This is a genomic window from Mesorhizobium sp. M1409 (assembly GCF_040317535.1).
Classification (GTDB): domain Bacteria; phylum Pseudomonadota; class Alphaproteobacteria; order Rhizobiales; family Rhizobiaceae; genus Mesorhizobium.
In genome coordinates this window covers 1-532 of record NZ_JAMYKV010000171.1, presented here as the reverse complement: position 1 = coordinate 532, position 532 = coordinate 1, and the positions used below count along the sequence as shown (strand labels likewise).

The 532-nt window shown below is 61.8% G+C and carries 1 protein-coding gene; it reads right to left on the bottom strand.

What is annotated here, in order from left to right; all coding sequences use genetic code 11:
• Positions 1 to 124: 124 nt before the first annotated feature.
• On the bottom strand, positions 125 to 532 hold a 408-nt coding region (locus NKG99_RS35890; RefSeq protein WP_352874198.1), incomplete at its 5' end, for a transposase.

The window sequence follows — 532 nt, the reverse complement described above, 5'->3', positions numbered from 1 at the left end:
GGCAAGGCGGACAAACCGGCGCGGTTGGCCGAATCTGACTTTATGACAAGGTTTTCGCCCCTTGCCTGGGTAGATGGCTGATTAATTTCGGCGTTGCGTCGGCGGTTTTCGCCGCATTCGCCCGTTATGCGGACGCAGTTCGCCCCTCGCGCCACACGAAGCGGGTGAGATTGTAGGCAAGGTTGGCCATGCCGATCTTCGTCCTGGCGCGGGCAATGCCGATGGTGCGCACGAACAGGCCCATCCTGGATTTCTGCTGCGCAAAGACGTGTTCGACGAATGCGCGGGTTTTCGATCTCCGCCCATTGGCCCGCGACGTCGCCTCGCTCATCTGCCGACCCTTCGGTTTCTTCTGGTGGATGTCAGAGACGTAGCCGTTCTTCTCCAGCCACTCCTCGTTCTTTTTCGAGCGATAGGCCGTGTCGGCCCAGACGGTCGAACCGGTGTTGGCGCGGTTGAGGACATTGCGAAGCTGCGCGCCGTCATAGGCCGCCGCGCTCGTGACGTTCCAGCCGCGGATGAAGCCGTGCCG